This is a genomic window from Pseudanabaena sp. PCC 7367, from assembly GCF_000317065.1.
Taxonomy (GTDB): Bacteria; Cyanobacteriota; Cyanobacteriia; order Pseudanabaenales; family Pseudanabaenaceae; genus Thalassoporum; species Thalassoporum mexicanum.
This window is the reverse complement of the sequence record NC_019701.1, coordinates 2,326,278-2,347,531: the sequence shown is the minus strand read 5'-3', so window position 1 is coordinate 2,347,531 and position 21,254 is coordinate 2,326,278. Positions and strand designations below refer to the sequence as shown.

At 47.3% G+C, this 21,254-nt stretch carries 13 protein-coding genes; 2 read left to right on the top strand and 11 right to left on the bottom strand.

Features of this window, described 5'->3' with window-relative positions:
• Positions 1 to 262: 262 nt before the first annotated feature.
• From PSE7367_RS09275 to PSE7367_RS09260, 4 genes are all read right to left on the bottom strand, one after another.
• Positions 263 to 1,594, bottom strand: a complete 1,332-nt coding sequence (locus PSE7367_RS09275) for a hypothetical protein (RefSeq protein ID WP_015165106.1) — start codon at positions 1,592 to 1,594, stop codon at positions 263 to 265.
• 247 nt (positions 1,595 to 1,841) lie between these two features.
• Positions 1,842 to 2,957, bottom strand: a complete 1,116-nt coding sequence (prfA, locus tag PSE7367_RS09270) for a peptide chain release factor 1 (protein WP_015165105.1) — start codon at positions 2,955 to 2,957, stop codon at positions 1,842 to 1,844.
• A 114-nt stretch (positions 2,958 to 3,071) separates the two neighbouring features.
• Positions 3,072 to 3,329: a 50S ribosomal protein L31 gene (rpmE, locus tag PSE7367_RS09265; RefSeq protein WP_015165104.1), complete on the bottom strand. Its 258-nt coding sequence runs from the start codon at positions 3,327 to 3,329 to the stop codon at positions 3,072 to 3,074.
• A 272-nt stretch (positions 3,330 to 3,601) separates the two neighbouring features.
• Positions 3,602 to 4,057 (bottom strand): SRPBCC family protein, encoded by a 456-nt coding sequence (locus PSE7367_RS09260; RefSeq protein WP_015165103.1) that lies wholly within the window; start codon positions 4,055 to 4,057, stop codon positions 3,602 to 3,604.
• Positions 4,058 to 4,242: 185 nt separating this feature from the next.
• On the opposite strand from PSE7367_RS09260, the gene PSE7367_RS09255 reads away from it, so the two are divergent.
• Complete coding sequence (locus tag PSE7367_RS09255) at positions 4,243 to 5,499, top strand: DNA replication/repair protein RecF (protein ID WP_015165102.1); 1,257 nt, start codon at positions 4,243 to 4,245, stop codon at positions 5,497 to 5,499.
• Between the two features lie 180 nt (positions 5,500 to 5,679).
• On the opposite strand, the gene polA is transcribed toward PSE7367_RS09255, so the two are convergent.
• The 4 genes from polA to PSE7367_RS09235 all read right to left on the bottom strand — a co-directional run bounded on the left by polA (position 5,680) and on the right by PSE7367_RS09235 (position 16,652).
• On the bottom strand, positions 5,680 to 8,598 hold the full coding sequence (gene polA, locus PSE7367_RS09250; RefSeq protein WP_015165101.1) for a DNA polymerase I: 2,919 nt from the start codon (positions 8,596 to 8,598) through the stop codon (positions 5,680 to 5,682).
• 633 nt (positions 8,599 to 9,231) lie between these two features.
• On the bottom strand, positions 9,232 to 13,713 hold the full coding sequence (locus PSE7367_RS20360; RefSeq protein WP_015165100.1) for a Calx-beta domain-containing protein: 4,482 nt from the start codon (positions 13,711 to 13,713) through the stop codon (positions 9,232 to 9,234).
• Between the two features lie 600 nt (positions 13,714 to 14,313).
• The gene (locus PSE7367_RS22935; RefSeq protein WP_015165099.1) at positions 14,314 to 14,448 is read right to left on the bottom strand and encodes a hypothetical protein; all 135 of its coding nucleotides are present in this window, start codon (positions 14,446 to 14,448) and stop codon (positions 14,314 to 14,316) included.
• Between the two features lie 581 nt (positions 14,449 to 15,029).
• Positions 15,030 to 16,652 carry an NADP-dependent glyceraldehyde-3-phosphate dehydrogenase gene (locus PSE7367_RS09235; RefSeq protein ID WP_015165098.1) on the bottom strand — a complete coding sequence of 541 codons (1,623 nt, stop codon included), beginning with the start codon at positions 16,650 to 16,652 and terminating at the stop codon, positions 15,030 to 15,032.
• A gap of 478 nt (positions 16,653 to 17,130) precedes the next feature.
• Here PSE7367_RS09235 and PSE7367_RS09230 point away from each other — a divergent pair, with 478 nt between their 5' ends.
• Positions 17,131 to 17,490, top strand: coding sequence for a rhodanese-like domain-containing protein (locus PSE7367_RS09230; RefSeq protein WP_015165097.1), 360 nt, complete (start codon positions 17,131 to 17,133; stop codon positions 17,488 to 17,490).
• Positions 17,491 to 17,768: 278 nt separating this feature from the next.
• On the opposite strand, the gene PSE7367_RS20355 is transcribed toward PSE7367_RS09230, so the two are convergent.
• The 3 genes from PSE7367_RS20355 to PSE7367_RS09215 all read right to left on the bottom strand — a co-directional run bounded on the left by PSE7367_RS20355 (position 17,769) and on the right by PSE7367_RS09215 (position 21,247).
• Complete coding sequence (locus PSE7367_RS20355; protein ID WP_156800371.1) at positions 17,769 to 18,545, bottom strand: hypothetical protein; 777 nt, start codon at positions 18,543 to 18,545, stop codon at positions 17,769 to 17,771.
• A gap of 186 nt (positions 18,546 to 18,731) precedes the next feature.
• Positions 18,732 to 19,469, bottom strand: coding sequence for a PP2C family protein-serine/threonine phosphatase (locus PSE7367_RS09220; protein WP_015165095.1), 738 nt, complete (start codon positions 19,467 to 19,469; stop codon positions 18,732 to 18,734).
• 29 nt (positions 19,470 to 19,498) lie between these two features.
• Positions 19,499 to 21,247: an ABC1 kinase family protein gene (locus PSE7367_RS09215; protein ID WP_071881351.1), complete on the bottom strand. Its 1,749-nt coding sequence runs from the start codon at positions 21,245 to 21,247 to the stop codon at positions 19,499 to 19,501.
• Positions 21,248 to 21,254 lie beyond the last annotated feature (7 nt).

The window sequence follows — 21,254 nt, the reverse complement described above, 5'->3', positions numbered from 1 at the left end:
CAGGTCTCTGGAAATTGCGCTAGATAGTTGTGATTAACCTGTTATTAGACCTGTTATTAAACATAAGTTCAACTGAATCTTGATCGCCCCGATTTGTCCTTATTGGCGATCGCCTGGCAGCCCTATTACTTCAGCAGCGATTTGTTTGATCAAACTGAAGATAATGATTTTGAGATTAAGCCATTGCGATCTACCAGCCCTGCAACTATTGATCAGCACATTGCATTGATAAATTGAATTATGCATATAATCAGCTCAGATCTCACAGCCAGGAAAGCTTCTCCCCTGGTAACCTGCAAGCTGCCAAGGTTAAGCCAGCACTAAGCGCCGCAAACCCCTGTGCGGTTGGCTGCCCAAATTGCCCCAAAAGTAGATTGTAGGCAGTGGCACTGAAGATCAGCGTTGGTAAAATATTGTCTTTTGCCAGTTGGCGGAGCGAAAATAATCCCAGCCAGATAACCAGAAGACAGCGCCACAACAAGAAAGAACTACCCAGGATCGGACCACTTTCATAAATAATCCTGCCCCATTCAGCTTCGGAAACCAAAAAATAGACCCGCCCAAAGATCAATTTGGAGCCCGCATTAGTGCCAATGCCAATGCCATAGCCAAATAGAGGCACATTATCCAAATCCTGGAATGGAGAAGTCATGGTGCTGATTACCCGATCAAAAATCCGCTGAATAATGGTTCTGCCTGTGCCACCTTGCTCAAATCGATAGGTAGTTACCTCAAGCCCTTTGCGGAAGAAATCCGTGAGGCTAAGCACCATAGCCAGAAAGCCAGCAAAACCAATCAACCTAGTCGTAGCCCCAAACAGTTTTCCTTGCCGCCAGATACCATAAAGCCAGCCAATTACTACCAGAGCGATCGATAGAACCAAGCCGCGATTGACCGATACCATCGCTCCAGTCAAAATACCAATCCCGCTACAGACCATTAAAGAATTGGGATAGGCATTGACGGTTACCAAACCAAACAAAAAGAAGGCAGTAGCTAGCGCATAGAAAAAAGTCACCCCATTAGAGAAAGAGAATAAAGCAGGGGGGCGAATTTTACCAAAGTTGGCAGTAATTTGACCAACCCCATCACCACCTGCACCCCGGTTTAAGAAATGTTCGGGTGATACGTTGAATTGCAGCACCATGAGTAGCGCCATCGGCAGCGATAGGATTAAAACCCATTTGCCGACCTTTTTTACATCCTCAAGATCAAATATTTTAGCAATCAGAAAAATGAAGGGCAGATGCAAAAAATTGGTGCGCATCCCAAATATGATCACATTTAGCAGATTATTCCCCTCCATAATCAGCACCCCCAAATGCACAAACAGAAATAGAAAGGCCATAGCGATGATCGATTTGGTAAATCTATCTTTGGGGAATAGATCATGTTCTAGCGCCTGAAAGTAGGCAATCAGCACAATCGGATCACGCACAATTAATAATGGCGTAGATAGGGGAGGCACAATCCACTTGCGCAATGCACCTTCAAAAATTAGTAACCAAAAATAAGCCCAAATCAGACGTTTGAGAGTTTTGATTACTTTTTCTTGTCTTGCTGACTTTTGTTCGCTGGTGGTGGGATAGTACATACATTGAGCGCTCTTTTCATTCCCAGGATATTAGCGCGATCGCCAAAATATTGCTACCTCACTGGGCTGGTTAGTTCTAGTTAATTTAAGATCCTCGATATCTCTAGATAATGGCTCTATGATGACATAGAATTCTTCAGGAGATTGGCTTGAGGCTTTAAGCTTTACAAACGATCGCTAAAAAAAATCTATCGTAGCGGCGCTGGTTAATTTTAGCTGAATCAAACCCGCATCAATCAAACCCGCATCAAACTGACAGAGCTTCTTCTACTTCGCCGTTCGACTCAGCCAATTCTTTCAATCGCTCACGTTGGTCTTTGGAAATGCAGCTCTGGATCAATTCTTCAATGTCGCCATCCAATACCTGGGGTAGGTTGAAGTTTAACCCCAGACGGTGATCGGTAACTCGATTATCTTTATAATTATAGGTGCGAATTTTTTCCGATCGCGCCCCCGTCCCCACCTGCGATCGCCGCATTGAGGTAACTGCTTCTTGCTGTTCACGCAGTTGCATTTCATAGAGCTTGGCCCGCAGAATTTGCATTGCCCGTTCTTTGTTTTGCAGTTGCGATCGCTCTTCGGTACAAAAAATTCTAATTCCGGTTGGTTTGTGGAGCAGGTCAGCGGCGGTTTCTACCTTGTTGACGTTCTGACCACCAGCACCGCCCGATCGCGCCGTGGAAATTTCAATATCCTTAGGATCGATATGTACTTCCACATCTTCCACCTCTGGCATCACCGCCACTGTGGCCGTAGAAGTATGCACCCGCCCAGAAGTTTCCGTGACTGGCACTCGCTGTACCCGATGCACACCCGATTCAAACTTGAGTTTGCTATAGACCCGATCGCCCTGGATTTCCAGGATCACTTCCTTATAGCCACCCATATCCGCCAGTGATTCACTCACTAGTTTTACTCGCCAACCCTGGGTTTCAGCATAGCGACTATAGAACCGGAGTAGATCGCCCGCCCAGATACTAGCCTCGTCGCCACCAGTGCCAGCCCGAATTTCCAACATGATGTTCTTTTCATCGTTGGGATCTTGGGGTAGTAGCAAGACCTTGAGCTTTTCTTCTAGTTCTTCCAGTTGTCCGCTCAATTCCTCAATTTCCAGCTTGGCCAGTTCGCTCATTTCCGGATCATCTGACTCCTTGAGCAATTCTTTGGCTGATTTGAGATCAGCATCCATCTTCTGCCAGGTTTCGTAAGTATTAACGGTTTCTTCCAAGGAAGACCGATGCTTAGCGATCCTTTGAAACTCATAGGGATCGGTTGCCACATCCGGATCGGCCATGCGGCGAGTGAGTTCACTAAAGGTTTGCTCAACGGACTCTAGCTTATGAAGCAGGTATGGAGCAGGCATAGGAATTAAGTATGGGTAGCAGTTGAGGCGATCGTAATTATGGGCAAGCCACTTAAGTAATATCAAGCACAGTAATGTCAATAATACTTAAATGCTAAATCACACTGTACCTAGCTACTTTTCGTCGTCTTTTTTGGCGCTTTCCTTGCCTTGAATTTCTGGGCCACCAGACATGCCATATTTACGCAAGAAGCGTTCAACACGACCTTCCGTATCAATGATTTTTTGGGTACCAGTATAGAAAGGATGATTGCCTGACCATACGTCTACTTGCAATTCGGGTTGAGTGGAGCCAACCGTGGCGACAACTTCGCCGTTGCAAATTACTTTGGCTTCAGGGTACCACTGGGGGTGGATGTCAGCTTTAGGCATGATATTGAAGTAGCGAGACTATAGAACAACTAAACTACAGAGGTTTACAAACAAAAATTCTTGCGGGCTAATATTCTAGCACTTATGCATGGATTGCAAACCGATCTAGCTTAACTTATAAGCTACCTAAACAAAACTTCTGGGTTGAAAAAAAATCTGCTGGGTGGCGATTGGGTGGCGATCGCGGCTCATGGATATTCTATATTTTATGGATCAGGTAGCAACTCGCAAGAACACAGGTAAATAATCAGTAAATAATTCCAGCAGAAAGATTAGCCCTGCTTTTCGCACTCACGTTTGATCACCATGTGGCGATAGGTAAACAAATCCTGGAGTTGGCCTGATACCCAACTGCCACTAATTTGCTCGATCAGCCAACCTTCCGCCAACACAAACTCCACCCGATCGGTCAGCTTCATGGTGTTTGCATCGATCGGCTCGAATTCATGGCGATGGAACCATTTTTGAAACGGCCCTTCAATTTGCTGATCGGCAAACAACCGAAATTTTTCATACTCCACATGCTTAGCGATCCACTTAATTGGAATAATCCCCACAAAAATTTTAAACTCAGAAGTTGCACCTACTTCTAAACCACCCTCACGTCGCACCACCTTGATCGATTGCCAGGGTGGATTGAGCAGTTCTAAAATATCGGGGCGCTCATGGAAATTCCATACAGTCTCAACGGGGGCACTAATGATGCTGGAATAGGTAAAATTGGTCATTATCCTCTGGTTGCAATAGTTGCAAGATTAGGCTTTTGCAAGGGTTCGATTATGTAACGCCTAAATAGGATGAGCTTGCGATCGATCGCTAAAACGTTAAGCAAACCCAAAGCCTTAACTTCAATATTGGGTATGATGCTACTTGCGCATAATTTAAGACGCTTCAATTTGCGGCAATTATTTCAATGTATCTCAATCGCCTTCAGCTCAGACATTTCCGCAATTATGATCAACAGATCGTTGAGTTTGCCACGCCAAAGACCATTATTGTGGGCAATAACGCCCAGGGCAAATCTAATTTGCTTGAATCAGTGCAATTACTGGCCACGCTCAAGTCCTATCGGGTGAGCCGCGATCGGGATCTGGTGCAAAATAATGCCGCGATCGCTGAGATCAATGCCAGTTGCGATCGGGTCTTTGCGCCGATTGAACTAGACCTAAAATTGCGTAGCTCTGGGCGGCGAAGTCTATCGGTGAATGGGGTGAGGGTAGGGCGGCAGGTTGAGTTTCTGGGTCAACTCAATGCGGTAGCTTTTTCCAGCCTGGATCTAGACCTGGTGAGGGGTGGCCCCGAAAATCGGCGTAATTGGCTCGATAGTGTGTTGGTGCAACTGGAACCAATCTATGCCAGCATCTTGCAGCAATATAACCAGGTGCTCAAGCAGCGTAATGCTTTGCTCAAGTCCATGCGCCAGAGAAACCAACAACACCAACAGAATCAGCAAAAACATGCTGAGCAATGGCAATCGCCAAAATATAGCGTCGCTGAGCCAGATCGCGTTGATAAATTTGATAAATTTGATCAAAATGATCGCCCTGCTACTCAACCTAAAGCAGATCCACAACAGATGGCACTGTGGGATGCCCAATTGGCGATCGCAGGTAGTAGATTAGCGCGGCGGCGATCGCGGTTGATTGAACGGCTGGCACCGATCGCCAAAAAATGGCACCACAGCATCAGTGGTGGTAGCGAGGTGTTGGAGCTAGTTTATGCCCCCAAGCTGGATCAAGCCGTTGACTTTAATCAGGAAAATGCCGCCGAAGCAATTCAAACTGCTCTGCTGGCGCAAATAAAACATAAGGCGATCGCGGAGTTGCAACAGGGGCGATCGTTGGTGGGGCCGCACCGCGATGAAGTGAATTTATTAATCAATCAAACCCCGGCCAGGGAATATGGCTCCCAGGGGCAACAACGCACGCTGGTATTGGCGTTGAAATTGGCGGAGTTGGAATTGATCGAGACGATCATTGGTGAGCCACCGTTGTTATTACTGGATGATGTCTTGGCAGAACTAGACCTGACCCGCCAGGATCGCCTGCTCAATGCGATCGCCGATCGGGTGCAAACTATTATTACCACTACCCACCTGGGCTCGTTTGATGCCCAATGGCTGCAGGATTCCCAGGTTTTGCAGGTAGAACAGGGTCGGGTGTTTAGTTAGTAAATAATTAAGATCGGTCGTATTCGACCAATGTAAATATGAGGGATCGTAATCCAGATATGGTAATTACTCGATCAGAGCAGCAAGCATCATAATTTTCGTGCTTAACCATTAGGGATATTGCCCCAAATAATAGCGATCGCCTATGCCAAACCAATTGGCTTGATGAGGTTAATTAGATTACTTCGCCTCCATCCAGTTTTTACCCACATGCACATCCACCACCAGGGGCACCGACAGCGGTAGGGCTGATTCCATCGTGGACTTAATCAGGGGTAACAATTCATCTAGCTCTGCTTCTGGCACTTCAAACACCAGTTCATCATGCACCTGCAACAGCAATCGCGCCTCGTATGCCTGCATTAGTTCATGCAAACTGACCATCGCAATTTTGATAATATCGGCACTTGTGCCCTGAATTGGCGTGTTCACCGCCGATCGCAACAAAGCCGCCTTGCGATAGCCATTCATCCGCTTGAGATCGCGGAAATAGCGCCGCCGCCCCGCCACCGTGGTGACATATCCCTTGGCTTCTGCTTCTGTTTCTGCGGTTTGCATATATTCAAAAATCTTGGCATAGCGCTGATAGAAGGCATCAATAAACTGCTGTGCTTCCTTGACCGAAACCCCAGTTTCACGGTTGAACTTACGGGCTCCCATGCCATAAATCACGCCATAGTTAATGATCTTGGCGAGGCGACGTTCTTCACTGCTGATTTCTTCTTTTTCCAGCAATAGCTGTGCCGTAAGCGTATGCACATCATCGCCCTGGTTATAGGCTTTGACCAGTTCTGGCTCTTGCGCCAGATGCGCCAGGATCCGCAATTCGATCTGGGAATAATCCGCCGAAACCAGTAGCCAATCTTGTTCAGGCAAGAAACCCGCCCTTATCCGCCGACTAAAGGCAGTGCGGATCGGAATATTTTGCAAATTGGGATTAGAACTACTCAATCGCCCCGTTGCCGCCACGGTTTGGTTATAGTCCGTATGCACCCGATCGCTACGACTATCCACCAGCGCGGGCAAGGCATCCACATAGGTAGACTTGAGTTTAGCCAGACTGCGATGCTCGATCATCAGGTCGATCAGCTCGTCTTCACCCTGCAACTTATGCAAAACATTAATATCAGTGGAATAGCCAGTTTTGCTCTTGCGTGATTTCTTGGTGAACTTTTCGCCCAGCCGCTCTAGTAAAATCTCGCTCAGTTGCTTAGGCGAATTAAGATTAAATTCCCTGCCCACAGCAGCATATGATTTAGCGGCGATCGACTCCAGGTCGGTTTCTAGCTCCTGCGAGAAATTGGCGAGATAGTCTTTATCGATCCGGATGCCTGTCCATTCCATTTCGGCCAGGACTGGTTCCAGGGGCAGTTCAATCTCTTGAAACAGCTTTAATAAATCTGGCTCGGCTTCTAGTTTGGCCTGCAAAATTGGTTTGATTTTATAAGTGGTATAGGCATCACAACCGCAATATTGCGCCACTGCGGCGATCTCCACCTCGGCGATCGACTTGCGCTTCCCCACCAGTTCCTTATAGCCCACCGGATTGATTTGCAAATATTGCCGCGACATATCACTGAGGTTATGGCTGGCCTCTGGATCAACCACATAGCTAGCGATCATGGTATCAAACACCACCCCTTGCACCATAATCCCCGCATTGCGAAATACCAGCCGATCGTATTTGGCATTTTGAAATACTTTGGCATATTGATTACTCTCCAGGATTGGCCGCAGGGCAGCGATCGCTATGTCTGGATCAAGATTTTGGCTGTTAGCGGTCTCAGGATCTTTTTCAGCCGCATCGGTATTATCAGTATTTTCAGTATTTTCGGCGCTGATCAGATGACGGAGCGGAATATAGGCCACATCCGCGATCGTGTCACCCCAACAGCAGCCGATCCCCACTATTTCGGCCTGGCGTGGGTTGAGCGAAGTAGTTTCCGTGTCCCAGGCCACCGGTTGAGTGGCGGTTTTAATTTTATTGATTAGCTCATTTAGTTTTGCCTCAGTATCAATGATCTGGACATCCAGTGCGATCGCCTCGATCGATTGGGCTGTATCCATAGCATCGGGATCGGGCTCTTCAAAATCAAACCAGAGATCGTCGTCGCTCTGATCTGATTGCCCTGAATTTTTAACCTTAGTAGCTATCTTTTTGGGTTTGTTGTTACTTTTACTATCTGGATCAATCGGCTCACCGCCCAGCTTCACCTGGATCTTATCGATCGTGCTGATGAATCGTTTTAGCTCCAATTCCTCTAACAATGGGATTAGCGTATCGACATTAAAACCCACCAACTGGCAATGCTCCAGTTCCACCTCGATCGGTGTGTTGCATTCAATTTGCGCCATAAATTGCGAATGCTGCGCCGCCTTGACTCCTGCTTCCAACTTTTTCTTGACCGCCCCTTTCATGGTGGGGATCGCCGCCAGCACATTTTCCAGGCTGCCATATTCCGCCAACAGCTTCGCCGCCGTTTTACTGCCAATGCCCTTTACGCCAGGGATATTATCGGAGCTATCACCACACAGAGCTTTATAGTCAACCACTTGCTCCGGCGTGATGCCCAGCTTTTCGACCACTTCAGCGGCGTGGAATTCGCCCATTTTGTCACCTCGTCCCAGATGCATCACCGAAACCTGCTTAGCATCGTCGATCAATTGAAACAAGTCCTGATCGCCGCTAAAAATCTTGACCGCATAGTCCTGGGCGATCGCCTTTTTAGTGAGCGTCCCGATTACATCATCAGCTTCATAGCCCTCGGCGGTGGTGGTGCAGATATTCATCGCCGCCAGCAGTCGTTGTAAATTTTTGAGATCGGGAATGAAATCTGCGGGGGTTTCCGGTCGCCCTGCCTTGTAGGTATCATCGGCTTTGTGGCGAAAGGTTGGCGCAGCCAGATCAAAGGCGATCGCCACCGCGTCGGGTTGTTGGCGCTTGAGGAATTCCAGCAACGAGTTTAAGAAACCATAGCAAATGCTGGTGGGAATACCAGTGGAGGTGCGCAGGCCGCCATCCTGGCGATAGGCAAAGGCATAGTAGGAGCGAAAGGCCAGGGAATGCCCATCGACTAATAAAAGTGTGCGATCGCCCATATTCAATCACTCCAGAAGTAAGTCTTGCTAATGCTGATTTTTGTATCACAATAATTAACAAGGAATTGCGATCGAGAGCAGATGTCTACTCAACTAGAACAACTCGATCAACATCCACAATGATTTTCGTGGTTTGCGATTACGACAAGATCAGCAAATTGAGTTTAGCAAATTAGCTTTAACCTTGGCCTAGAGATTTGCTCAGACTCAATCAACATCAGCTCAACAAAAAACGATCACTGACAGTGCAATAGGGTTTTCAGAGACTCTCCGGTCAAAGTCTGTCAGGGATTACAAAGATCCGGTGAACTTAGATTTATTACACTTAATTTATTACACTTAAATTGATCGCACTTAGATTGATCACATTTAAGCAATAAAAAGCGATATGCCCTGACTAATTTGCGATCGCCGCCTCCATTTCTGAAGTAGGTAAATCTGAAATTAGCGCTAGCATACCGCCACTTCCCCCTCAGGGGAGTTTATGTGGTTTAGACCTTATAAACTTTCATGATTAAACTTTCACAATTAACCTTTAACGATCGCAACTTCTAGTTTCTAGTTTCTAGATCCAGATCCATACCAGCTTCGATCGCTAAATTTTGGTTTCTAGGTAATTACCTGGCCGATTGCCTAGACAAATACAAACCTGGATTCAATCCCCGTCGATGGATCGACATTTTCCAACACTGCAATTAACTCATTGTTGGCACTCAGATTACCAAAACCATCACGGATATAAATCGCTGCGCCCGGTGGGAAACCAGAAGGCGTATCCAGCACCAAATACTCACGGAATGCATTCAGGACGATCGTATCTTCATTGATATTGAAGTCCAGCAGCGTAGCATAGGAATCAACCCCAGGGTTGGTGTTGTTTTGATCATCATAGAAAGCGCGGGTTTCATCACCCAGAATAAACGTATCAAAGCCCTGACCACCCACCAGGGTATCGCGTTCGTCTAGGTCGATCGTGTTGAGGAAGTCAAAGGGATCGGCCACGCCGCGCAGCACATCATTACCAAGATCGCCTAGCAGGAAGTCGCTACCAAGATCGCCAAACAAAAAGTCATTATCTTTGCCACCGCGTACCGTGTCATTGCCCTTGCCGCCGCGCACAACATCATCACCCAGGTTGCCATTGAGCACATCGCGCCCTAGATTGCCAAACAGCGTATCGCTGTCACGGCCACCATAGATCGTGTCATTGTCGTTGCCACCAAAGATCGTGTCATTGCCCTGGTTGCCGTTCAAGGAGTCGTTACCGTCTTCACCTTTGAGCGAATCAGCACCGGATAGTCCAGCAACTACGTCCTCACCGGACAGAGCTGCGATCGAGTCGTTATTAATACTACCGACGATCGTGTCATTAAAAGGAGTACCAAAAATTTGCACAAAGTTGATTGGGGAAGGCGTTGGAGTTGGGTTCATATCTACTGGCTCATCTATATCACTACTAAAGTCATTATCGATATTGGTTAGCTCAATGTCGTCTGCGTTTAGGCCGTTATATCTGTTATCAGCGCTCACGGCTGGGGCTGTCAGCACAGAATAAAAAATATTGCCGTCAACTATATCATCATCTACGCCTGTCACTGTCACAGTTTGGGGCTGATTAAAATTGGTGGGCGTAAAGATTAAATTGGTGGGTGAGACATTACCTTCGGAGGTATCATCGCTGGCGATCGCAATAATTACATTAGCAGTTGGTTGGCTATCCAGGACGACTGAAAATCTGGCTCTCCCTCCAGCTTCATTAGTCAGGGCAGCGGTTAGCAATTCAACTGTAATCCCAGCCGGTTCTGGCGGTGCGACTTCTTCATCGTCATTGACGATCGTGCCAGTGCCACTACCATCAGCGATCGCCGCATTCATGGCATTACTGAGATTGACCAGGAAGGTCTCGTCGGGTTCTACGGTAGTATCACCATTGACCTGCACAGTAATCTCCTCAGTCAGATCGCCAGGCACAAAGGTCAACATACCCGCGTTGGTAGCATAATCATTGTCGGAGCTGGTGGCCGTATCATCAGCGGTGGCAAAATCCACCGTCACAGTATCTGCCGCAGCCGCATCCAAACTGACCGTAAAGGTGGCATCCGTAGTGCCATCATCCCCTTCCGTCACACTGACATTGTCAATGCTGAGATTGGGCAAGGTAGGTGGCGGCGGAATCACTGCATCATCATCCAGGATTGTGCCCAGGCCACTGTCATCATTCAGCACCACATTAACTGGATTACTCAAATCCACCGTGAAGGTTTCATCGGGTTCTACCGCCGTATCACCATTGACCTGAACTGTGATCGTTTGTACCAAAGGCGCACCGGGATTAAAGATCACCTTATTAACCGCCAGTGGGTTGTAATCGTTATCAGCGATCGTGGCGGTGCCATCATTCACGGCAATATCAGCCTCAACCACCATCGGTGTATTTTCCGATAGGGTGATCATGAAGGTAGCCGCGGTCGTGCCATCATCGCCTTCAATTACTGAGACATTGTTAATACTCAGTTCTGGAAAATCATCATTGGTGATTGTGCCAACTCCCTGATCGTCAAAGATACTAGCGTTGGTGGCATTGCTCAGTTCCAGGAAAAGGGTTTCATTCGGTTCTGTGGCTTCATCGCCATTGACGATCACCGTGACGGTCTGCATCAACGGATCGCCGGGATTGAAGGTAAGCTGCGTGGCCAGAGCGTTGTAGTCGCCCAACCCCACCAGTGCGGTACCATCAGCGGTGGCGACATCCACAGTGGCAGCAGCAGCGGGATTTTCAGATATGCTCACCGTAAACATCAAGTCAGCAGTACCTACATCCCCTTCCAGCACTGCCACATCATCAACACTGAAGGTGGGGCCATCGTCATTAATAATCGTGCCAATCCCCTGAGCATCATCGATCGTGGCATTGGCACTGACATTGCTTAGATCGACAAAGAAGGTTTCATTATCCTCGATCGTCCCGTCGCCATTCACGACTACGGTGACAGTTTGGGTAAGTGGATCGCCGGGATTAAAGGTAAGCTGCATGGTGGGCACCTGGACATAGTCAGCATCGCCCAGGGTGGCAGTATTATCAGCAGTTGCCACATCCACCGTAACCGGATTAAGGGGATCAAAGGACAGACTGACCGTAAATTCGGCATTCACCGTACCCGCATCGTCTTCAACCACTTCTACATCATCGATCGAAAAGGCCGGGGGCGGCAGGATCTCGGTGGTTTCAACGATCGTATTGTTATCCTCGTCCCCTTCCGCGATCAGGTCATTGGGATCAAGCACCACCGTATTATTGACAATCCCTTCAGTGATTGGTGCAGTGCCTTCGATCCGCAGAATACTACTTTGGCTAGGCATCAAAGTGCCACTGGTAAAGGTAATTACCTGCCCAACCTGACTATCTACTATAAAGCCACCACCATCCAAATTGGTGATCGTATTGACCACAAACCCATCCGGCAAGGTATCGGTGAGTTCAATGTTGGTGGCCACCAAACCACCATTATTGGTGACAGTAATGTCATAGGTCAGTGGCGCACCGGCAGTAATTGGATCGGCGCTATCGGTCTTGGTGGCGGTCAAATCTGGCAGATCTTCTACCGCAAAGCTGCCAAATACAGTTAGCCAATCATCAGTAGTCGTTGGGCTGGGTGGATCGGCATCAAGGGCGGGATCTTGGGAATATTGATTAAAAATCCAGAAGGAGTTGCTGCTGGGATCTAGGGCAATGCCAGAATAATCCCCCCAGCGATTGTCATTATTGATATCCAGGGATTCATAGTTGCCTAGCCCTGCCCGTAAAGTAACTGTATCCAGAACTGTGCCGGCCGGATCAGTAGTAGCTCTGGCCGTGTAAAAAGCACCAGGGAAAATATTAGGCCCAGAGGCCGAAAAGCCAAAACCCAGATTATTGAGGTTGTCTACGGCGATCGATGGATAGAAAGTGCTGGTATTCGCGGGTAGCAAAAGTCCACCAATGTCACCTTGATCCTGGATTAGTAATGAGTCCAGCGTCGTAGTATCAATCTGATACCAATGGGCGGTTGCCTCGCCAACATCAACTCCAGCCGTAGGCACAATCGTATTCACGGCATAGAGGCTACTATTGCGCCATACTGCTTGCAAAATGCGATCGTCGCCCGTATCAATGTCAGTGCCCCCGCCTAGCTGCGGCGCATCCGGAAACGGAATTGTATTGTCATGAATATCCCCACCCAGATCCACAAATTGACCAGTGAAAACGGGGGTAATTGATAAGGGGTTGTCGATCCGAATTACACTGAGGCGATCGGTGGCATTGGTGACCTCCGAGCTAACCAGGAATGTACCCACATCACCAGGGGTATTGCCAAAAATATGCGCTGGTTGCAGCGTGAACTGCTGCGTAATGCCTGCCTCGGTCGAAGGATCAAACGCTTCACTGGGATTAAGTGCACCGCCATCATAAATACCGCCGCCGCCATCGCCCTTGGGCACAATCCACAGCCGCGATCCCTGAAAGATGTCATTCCCCGCACCAAAGCCAAACTGATTAGAGGTAATATAAACAGCTTCTTCGTCGATCGCCAGCCCAGGAAAATCCGCCCAACTGTCGATACCGTTAATATCGATCGCTGAGTCAATAAAACCAAAATTCCAGTTACCAGTGGGATCATCCGTTTCCGAAACACCCACCAGAATCCGGGATTGATCATCAGACGTTTCGCCAGTATCTAAGCCAGAAAGTTGTGAAGCCACCGCCACAAAGCGATCGTTGAACTGGTCGAAAATAATTTTGGGGTCAAAGGGTTCACCGGGACTATTACCAGCAGGTATTCTCACCCCAGCAGGGAAAAAGTCAAAAAGGGTTTGGGGCGAGCCAGCATCCCTGGTGCCGTCTTTAGCATAGATATCCAGATTGGAATTAACGATCCCCACCACATGGTTGGACCCCACAGCCACATTCGGATCGGGCGGGATGAATCCAGATTCGTTACTGGTGATGCCCTCGAAGTCAATATCAAAGGTCGGGGCGCTGATCGCCGCTACAGGTGATGGTAAAGCAGCTACCAGGTCTCGATCGTTTGTAATAGGTAGTTGTGTCGTCAACGAAATTTGGTTTTGGTCAGCCATTCTCCTGCTCACTCCTCTTTGAACTAGAAACTTTCGGTCACACGATGGGGCAATGATTTTCTCTTACTAAGATTTATGAATCTAAGCCTGCAAATCTAAACTTGTGAATTAAGGCAAGGCAGCTTGGCTAATTAACTCCTCAGCGATCGCGCTTGACTCTGGCGAGAATCACTGCGGCAATACAGATTGATCATTAATTGGCAATTAATCGGGAGCGATCCTGGTAGTTATTCTGGTAGTTATTCCGGCAGTTAGATTGGGCAACAAAGAACAATTTATTAACTAACAAATTAGAGTCAAATATATTTACTAACAGCTTTTTATTTAGCTCCATTGGTATCTCTATCGGTATTTAGATAGTTTCAATTAGACAGTAATTAAAGATGAATAATTTAATTAGTCTTTTTAATCTTTCAGCTTTTTAGTCTTCTAAGTCTTCTAAGTTTCTGAACAAACAACTAGCTTTATTTTGCGATCGCTACTGCTAAATAAAAACAAGATTTTGAGTGATTTGATCGCTAGAATTAAGGCCAGTAAATATGGCAACTAAATCATCCCGATCGCTAATTCCCTCCACCCCATCAGACTCAATAAATAAGGCTAAATCACCAGAATTATTAAACCGACCAAAAACTCGCTGGCATCGATGCCCAGAATGCTCCGACTTGGCATGCCACCGGGAACTAGGGCAACGGTTTTAGCTCCATTGCCACTACTAATTAAATGGGACTGCATAGGCGATGCCCCTCAGATGCTAAACCACAATATGACCGAAGCAGTGCCCTAGAAACGCATTAATTATGCATTAAAAAAGCATAGGCTTCTGGATAGGCAGGCTACTACACATTCAAGTCGGAGTCAATTATTATTTATGCCGTTTGTGTTGCCTATTTTGGCGTTCAAATTAGCGATCGAAGGTGTTAACTAATCAAGCACTGCATTACTTGGATTTATGATCGTAAGTATTAATTTTTATAGCAATTGATTTACCAGCAAAACTAATTTAAATAGACAGGTAAGTATGCTTGCAAAGTGTAATTTTAATACACACAAATATGCATAAACCAACTGGAATTACGTCGATCAAAACCACTATTCAATCGATTATGGGCATGATCGCTGCATCAATCTGCATTAGAAATATTGTTTTACCGGCCTATTTGGGCTGTAATTACATCAACACTCATGCCATATCAAAACCGATCTAAATCCCCATTTAAAATCAAACATAAAAACATAAAAAAGGTGAGCGATCGCCCACCTCAATCAATTACATATATCAATGTAAATTAGCTATTCACGTGCCTAAAACTAACTTAGAGAATAAAGTCAGTCGAGAGGAAATTAGACTTATGCTCACGCACAATCTTGGTCACCATTGCTTTATTGGCGCTTGCTTCCTTGGTGGCCACGATCGTGCGGATCGAAAAGGTACGCAATGCATCAGATACCGAAAGAGTGCTTTCCGCCGAGTCCTTGCGGCCATTGAACGGGAAACTGTCGGGGCCCCGCTGGCACTGGCTATTGATGTTCACGCGGCAAACCTGATTCACCAGCGGATCGATTAATTTGGCAATTAGATCAATGTCCTGACCAAAAATGCTCACCTGCTGGCCATACTGGGAGTCAGCAATATATTGGATCGGTGTTTCGATGTCATTAAACGGCACGATCGGCACCACGGGGCCAAATTGCTCTTCCCGATATAGACGCATTTGACTATTCACCGGATAAACCACTGTCGGCGAGAAGAAGGTATTGCTAGTTTGGGCTCCATCGGCGTTGATTACCTGAGCGCCATGTTTTTCCGCATCAGCGATCAACTCCAGGAAATATTTAGCCCTACCCTCTGGCACTGGCGTAATTTTGACATCTGGCTCCCAGGGCATCCCACATTTGAGGCCATCAACTGCCTTGGTAAACTTTTCCAGGAAGCGATCGAGAATTTGCGTATGCACAAACAACATCTTCAGAGCGGTGCAACGCTGGCCATTATAAGAAAGCGTGCCGAGCAGGCATTCTTGAACGGTTAAGTCCAGATCCGCCGAGGGCAAAATAATCCCAGGATTTTTGGCATCCAGACCCAGGGCGCAACGCAATCGGTGGGACTTGGGATGTTGCTTTTTGAGGGAATCGGCCACCTTACTAGAGCCAATGAAGGCCAGAATATCCACCTTACCAGTGGGCATCAAAGGCGGAATCACTTCGCGGCCAGCGCCATAAATGGTATTAATTACGCCAGGCGGGAAGGAATCACGGAAGGCTTCCAGCATTGGATAATAGAGCATCACACCGGGGCGGGGTGGCTTAAACACGACCGTGTTACCCATGATGATCGCCGGAATGAAGGTAGTAAAGGTTTCATTGAGGGGATAGTTGGATGGCCCCATACACAACGCCACCCCCAGGGACGATCGCCGAATTTGGCCAATAATCCCCTGCTCAATTACAAACCTCGATGAGCTGCGATCGAGATCCTTGAGGGCATCGATCGTGTCGCCAATGTATTGAATGGTGCGATCGAATTCTTTGGCTGAGTCCTTATAAGATTTGCCAATTTCCCACATCAACAAATTGACAATTTCATCGCGGCGCTCTTCCATCCGATAGGCGAAATCTTGCACCCGCTCAATGCGATCGCTAACCGACATGGTTGGCCAGATGCCACGCCCCTTGTCATAGGCTTTCACTGCTGCATCCAGGGCTTCTAGGGATTCTTTCTCGGTTAGGAGTGGAAATTTACCAATTAGTTTGGGCGATGAGCCACTTTCCCCACCCACATAAATGGGCGAATATGCTTCTTCCTGAGCACCTTCCCAATAACGGAGTTCGCCGTTGATCAGATATAGCTTTTGATCGATCGGCTTGGGGATGTCAAATTCTGCCGGAATGTCGGCAGCTTTCGGGAATGTCAGTTTTACGCGGTCTGCTAGTTGCATATAATATTCACCAAACTAGTTAGCTGCAATGCTGCTTGTCTGGATTTTTCCACAGCATTTGTCAGTATAAGTGAGATTACCTAGAAGATCCTGTAGGGTAAGTCACAAGCCAGGCTAGATCAGGGCAATCTTAGGGTTTTGTTAATGTTCTCGGGGGCGATCAAACGGTCGCTAGTCGATCGGTAGCTCCATAGATTTGCAGTTGAGATCAAACATAAATTTATTGATGCGATCGTTATTCGGCTAGTGATTCTCATCTATTCGAGTGACTAATTTGCGGTAGCTAGCTGATGGATACAATAGGAAAACTGAATTGTGATGGCAACGGGTTTGGTTTAGGCTGAGAATTAAGATCGTTTATTTTTTCTATGTTTAATCATTAGGGCAATCAAGGTCTTTCCTGGTTGCATAGTCAGGGTAGTTAATTAAAATCAAAATCATATCGATCGCAACATTTCAACCTCTTTGCCAAAGCCTTATGAGTTACGCCGAACAACCACCAGCAATTCCCCAAATCCATGTTGATCAGCTAGCTGACTTGATCGCCGCAGCCGATCCCAGCCTGCAATTAATCGACGTGCGCGAACCAGATGAAATTGCGATCGCCCATGTGGCAGGGTTTACCTTCTTGCCGCTGAGCCAATTTGCCGAGTGGTCGGGGCAAGTAGCAAAGAAACTTGATCCCAATGCCCTCACCCTGGTGATGTGTCATCATGGGATGCGATCGCAACAAATGTGTCAATGGCTAGCGCGGCAGGGGTTTAGTAATGTCAAAAATGTGATCGGTGGGATTGATGCCTATTCGATCGCGGTCGATCGCACTATTCCCAGATACTAAGCTTAAGCTATGGGAAAACTAGATCATCAATCGAGTCAGAATATTTGAAGATTGGGGCAAGGCTAGACAACACAAGAATTTGTAAATCCCTTATCTTTAATAATTGGCCGGGAAAATTAGCATGGCTGCTACTTCGAGCGAGTAGATATTTATTCTAGATTGGGATCCTGAGATCTTGCTTATTTAAATTGGTGAAGCAATCCACCTAACCCGCTCCAACTATAATTATTGGGCTACTCAGCTAAAGCTTCAATGTAAGCCAAACATAAGCCAAACAGTTAAGGAATTACAAGCCGATAGCCTAGCTGATTGGCAAACTGGTTTTGAAATTTAAATGCCTCAACCTCTAATTTATTGTCTCGATAGACTTGATTGGCCAGCTTATAAGCTTTGAAATAGGCATAACCAAAACCTTCGATCCCACCTAAATCCTGGCATTGCTTACTATGCACTAGTTCATGGGCGAGCAAAATTAATTGATTGGGAGCGTTTTTAGCATAGGGTGCTTTGACATAAATGCGATCGCAAAAAGCCTGGGCTGACGACTCCACTGAGCTGAGTAACAAGGGCTTGCCGTCTACCTCCCAGCGATCGAGCATCTGTGCGCCATAGCTGACCCGCACCCGATCGACCAGCTTGCCAAAATGAGGCCGTAGCGCCTGTTTTTGACCAATATCTAAACTTTTTCCCTGGCCATTACGAGCCTGCATTGTATTAGCACCAGCTTTGTAGGCAATCACTCCTGCCTGTCCCCAAGCGTTGGCGGTGGTATCTTCTACAATTCCGGGCGGTAGTTTTAATCTGGGTAACCTGGGCAGCTTGGCTAAGGTTTCTGGATGGCTATGCTCCAGCACAGGAGATCGAGCAGCTTGATCGCTAATTTGTAACGGGGAGGCATTTTGCTGGCTCTGATGAACTGATGGAGAGGGATTAATAGCCAGACTGGCGACCGGGGGTAAGCAAGTAAATACCACCAGTAAAACGATCGCTAGGTGCAGCAGATGCTTAGGGTTAAATCTGCGAAAAGCTCTATTTCTTCTATTGTGTCTCGCCATTAACAACTCCAACAACATAGTGCAAATATGGAGCAGCTCAGGCTCTAATTAAGAAGTAATCATGACTTAAAGCACAGTCATCCAATCACTAAACCTGAACTAATTACATATTTTTGAGCCTGAATTAGGCGATACCATATCACAGAATTTGCCATGGTTGACTATAAATACAGCCGCACCGCAATTTTAGTCTTCACCCATTTCCGAATGAATAATCACCACCGTAATATTATCGCGGCCACCACGCGACTTGGCCTCGTCGATCAATGAGGCAGCAGCTTGTTGCGCCGATCGAATTGTTTTGAGTCGATAGGCAATCCGATCGTCACTTAATTCCTCGGTCAGGCCATCACTGCAAATCAGCAGGCGATCGCCCGGTTGCAATTCTACCGGCTGCACTTGAAATAAATTTATATCTTCTCGACCCAAGCATTGCAGCAACATATGCCGCCAGGGATGGGTACGTGCCTCCTCGATTGCCACCGAACCGGTTTGGATCGCTCTGGCAATCCAGGTATGGTCATCGCTGATTTGATCTAGTTTCGAGCCCCGCAGCCGATAGAGCCGCGAGTCACCAATATGACAGAACCAGGGTTGCTCTTTTTCGTCGATCGCCACCACCACTACGGTTGTGCCCATATCCCCACGCATCGGGTTTTGGGTTTGATCAAGCAGAATTTCTTGATTCGCCTTAAAAACCGCCTCACGTAGGAGTTGCTCAGGGGTGTAGCCGTTATTCCAGGATGATTCTAGATAGGCTTTGATCGTATCCGTGGCAATCCGGCTGGCTTCTTCGCCCCCAGCATGACCACCCATACCATCAGCAACAATAAAAAAGCGTCCCTCAGGGTCGATGTAATATGAATCCTGATTTGCCGCTCTCACACAGCCCTTATCAGTATCACCTGCAAAACTTAATTTCATAGCGAAAGACTACAGAAGTGGGGGTTTGTTTAAAACATGCGCTCAATCCGATCGAGCCGGGCGATCAATCTCAGCACAATGATCAAAAAGCACAGCGCCAGCAACATTGATCCTGCTGCCAGCCAATACCAACTATTAACTAGCAAAATTGTAGCCGATAGGGTGAAGGTTGCGCTTAAGAATGCAAATATACCACCGATCGCCACATTGCCAATCCGGCGCAGCATCCGATCGCTCTCTTGCGATCGCACCCGCAGGCGAATATCACCGCGCTCTAGTTTCTCAATTGTATCCTCTATTTTACGAGGTAAACTCAACGCTGAGTTACTTGCTGCCGCCGCTTGCTTGCCCAACTCCCCAAAAATCACTGAGGGCAAACTACCAGAATCTCTTGAGCTACCGTTTTCCATAAGTTCTAGCGCAAATGGTTTGGCCACTGCCATAAAATCAAAATTTGGATCTAATCCTTTACCCAGCCCTTCGAGGGTGGAAAGTGCCCGCATCACAAAGGTAAATGTGGCGGGAAAGCGAAAGGGTTGATCGTAGGCGATGTCGTATAGGTCATCACTAATTTCAGCGATCGAACTACTTTCGAGGGTGGTTGTGCTGCTGCCATTTCGGCTATTTTCACCATTCTGGTCACCCATGAAATTATCGAGCATATACTGCACCGATCGCCGGATCGGGCCAGGATCACCCGTAATTTTCAATGCTCCCAGTTCCACCAGGGAATTGACCACCTCATTAGCGTCTTTTTTGGCAACCCCAAAGAAAGTGCGCATCAACTTGGTTCTGGTGATGGACTGAATTTGTCCCATCATACCAAAGTCATAGAAAATCAATTGGCCACTGCTGGTGACGGCCAGATTGCCAGGGTGGGGATCGGCATGGAAGAAGCCATGATTGAGCAATTGCTCCAGATACGACTGAGCGCCGATTTTAGCAATACTAGAGCGATCGATATTCGCAGCCTCTAGCGCATCATAATTGCTAATTTTAATTCCTGGCAAATATTCCAAGGTCAGCACGCGGCGGGAGGCATAACGCCAATAGATCCGGGGCACAATAATGCTGCCTACATGGCGGAAATTGCGCCGAAAGGTGTCTGCATTACGACCTTCATTGAGGTAATCGGCCTCTTCATAGAGGATGCGGCGGCATTCTTCATAAATACCCACCCAATCGCGGTTTTTGCCATACTTAGGATGATTTTGGAAATACTGGGCAATTTTCTTGAGAATCGCCAGGTCGATCGCAAATAACTTCAAGAGGCCGGGGCGTTGTACCTTCACCACCACTTCTTCACCAGAAAACAGGCTAGCTTTATGCACCTGCCCCAGACTGGCTGCCGCCATTGGCACGCGATCGAAATAGGCAAACAACTTACCGATCGGCTTACCCAGTTCTTTTTCAATAATTTTTCTGGCTTTCTCGTAGCTGAAGGCTGGCACTTTGTCCTGCAGCTTAGATAATTCCTCGACCGACTCAGATGGCAATATATCTGCCCTGGTAGACAAAAGCTGACCGACCTTAATAAAAGTTGGCCCCAGTTGTAATAGTGCTTCACGCAGCCAAATCGCCCGATTGCGGGTACGTTTTTTGACCTTGGCCTCGGTTTTACCACCCACATAACTCCATTTCTTGCCATCCAGCCAGATGAAATAAATGAAGGTCAAAACCATGCGCCAAATATCAATGGTGCGCGCTAGCTCGGAATAATTTTCCCGACTCCAACGGTAACGGGGTTCGGAGTTCACGGACACAATAGCCACAGGCAACCAGCAA